General features: G+C 36.1%; 2 protein-coding genes and 2 rRNA genes. 3 read left to right on the top strand and 1 reads right to left on the bottom strand.

From position 1 onward, the window contains the following. Window positions 1-291 (top strand): 23S ribosomal RNA (locus WQ54_RS17815); the annotation flags it as partial. Window positions 292-370: 79 nt separating this feature from the next. Beyond that, window positions 371-486, top strand: a 5S ribosomal RNA gene (gene rrf, locus WQ54_RS17810). A 313-nt stretch (window positions 487-799) separates the two neighbouring features. On the opposite strand, the gene WQ54_RS17805 is transcribed toward rrf, so the two are convergent. Continuing rightward, complete coding sequence (locus WQ54_RS17805; protein WP_046585621.1) at window positions 800-1,747, bottom strand: YaaC family protein; 948 nt, start codon at window positions 1,745-1,747, stop codon at window positions 800-802. A 119-nt stretch (window positions 1,748-1,866) separates the two neighbouring features. Between WQ54_RS17805 and WQ54_RS17800 the strand changes: the two genes are divergently transcribed. Next, a partial coding sequence (locus tag WQ54_RS17800; RefSeq protein ID WP_046585962.1) for an IMP dehydrogenase occupies window positions 1,867-2,160 on the top strand: 294 nt, incomplete at its 3' end.

Below are 2,160 nucleotides of genomic sequence, written 5' to 3'. Positions count from 1 at the left end.
CCCTATCCGTCGTGGGCGTAGGAAATTTGAGAGGAGCTGTCCTTAGTACGAGAGGACCGGGATGGACGCACCGCTGGTGTACCAGTTGTCTTGCCAAAGGCATAGCTGGGTAGCTATGTGCGGAAGGGATAAGTGCTGAAAGCATCTAAGCATGAAGCCCCCCTCAAGATGAGATTTCCCTGTTACTTTGTAACGTAAGATCCCTGAAAGATGATCAGGTTGATAGGTCAGAGGTGGAAGCGCGGTGACGTGTGGAGCTGACTGATACTAATCGATCGAGGACTTAACCTAATACAAATGCGTATGCTCAGTAAATGAATTGAAAAATCGTTATCTAGTTTTGAAGGAACATGCCTTCAAACTTAATATATCTGGTGGCGATGGCGAAGAGGTCACACCCGTTCCCATGCCGAACACGGAAGTTAAGCTCTTCAGCGCCGATGGTAGTTGGGGGTCTCCCCCTGTGAGAGTAGGACGTTGCCAGGTAAGGAGAAAAGATCAGTAGAAATACTGGTCTTTTTGTTATGGAGTTAAATAAATAAAAACCGTAAGGTTTTTTAGATAAAAGCAGAATCAAATGTAATATTACTGATATTTGTTTCGTTTAAATAAATTACCGTAAAATGCTCTATGTTTCAATTTACTAATAAAAAATGAAATAAATTAAAGAGCAATCGACAATTCGCCGATTGCGTCATTTCCCTTTTGACTTCCCATTTCAATTACAAGAGGTAAGAGAATCTTGTACTCACACACTTTCTCTTAATTGTTCAAATATAAATTTTAAAAAACTCTCACCTTAAAGATTATGTTCTAAAAAATCTAAAATAAAGTAAGGGATCTTCCGTTTGGCAATCTCAATATATCGTAAGATGAATGGATAATCATCACTTGAAGCCCCAAGTAGAAGTTCATACCACCATTCGGTTTCATATCTTGAAATCATGCTTAAATTGTATAAAAGTAAATAATGGACTAAGAGCTCTGGGAGATTCAGCAACAGTTCCCGAGAATTTGGAATATAGAAACAATCCTCCTCCAAGTGATAAGAAAACGGCAAACAGTGATAATTTGTTATTAAATTATTGTCTAGCAGCATACCATCGTCAAGATCTGATTCAATAATGTTAACTACATACTTCTCTTCAAGAAATTCTGCCAATCGTTTTATAGACATATGAAAACATTGTGCCATGTCCTCTGAAAGCAAAAGATGTCCCTGGTGATTTTTAACTTTAATAAAATGCTCTTTTGAATGATGAAAGGAAAAGACCTCATTCATTTCTGCAATTTGCTTAAATAAAGAATCCATTGAGTATTTTTCAGCTTCTAGATGATTAATTTGAAATAATTTACTTGCTACATGGGAAAAAAGGCCATTTCTTTGTATTTTGATTTCATCTTTTAGAAAATGATATTGTTGCTTTTTTCGTTTCCTGCTAGAGACACCATGTGCAAGAACAGAAGATGTGGATGGGTATTCAGGATCGATAATAATAAGGCATGCTTTAACTAATTGTGATATACCATAAAATAGCAGCATTGGTTGAATTGTGTATGGCGATTGACCTGCTTGTAAGAAAAAATTTTCACCATGCTTTAGAAAATAAACGAACCTGTAGCCGTTTTCATATGATAGTCCACTTGCATTTTCGAAAGAGAGCCTTTTATAACATTTTTCCAGTTTTTTTTGAACGGTTTCCGTTGAATGATAAGATAGTAAGCGTTCCCAAAATGATGCTGTCATAAATTGTACACTCCATTTACTAAATTCTAAATATTTAAACTCTTTGCTCCTTCCTTGACAGTCGTTATGACTGTTGATAATCTACTAATAATATTTTGCCGAAAAAAGGGGGATTTACTATGTGGGAACAAAAATTTTCTAAAGAAGGCTTAACATTTGATGATGTATTATTAGTACCAGCTAAATCAGAGGTATTACCAAGGGATGTTGATTTAAGTGTACAGCTGACTCCTAGCTTAAAACTTAATATCCCAATCATTAGTGCTGGTATGGATACTGTAACAGAGGCTGAACTTGCTATTGCAATTGCAAGACAAGGTGGTTTAGGTGTTATTCATAAAAATATGTCAATTGAACAGCAGGCAGAGCAAGTTGATAAAGTAAAAAGATCTGAAAGAGGCGTTATTACGGAT

This window comes from Bacillus sp. SA1-12 (assembly GCF_000981385.1).
GTDB lineage: Bacteria > Bacillota > Bacilli > Bacillales > Bacillaceae > Metabacillus.
This window is presented reverse-complemented; position numbering and strand designations above follow the sequence as displayed.

Bases quoted from the DNA above. Each gene is read 5' to 3' on its own strand.
- WQ54_RS17805 (WP_046585621.1), bottom strand. From the start codon at position 1,747: ATGACAGCATCATTTTGGGAACGCTTACTATCTTATCATTCAACGGAA.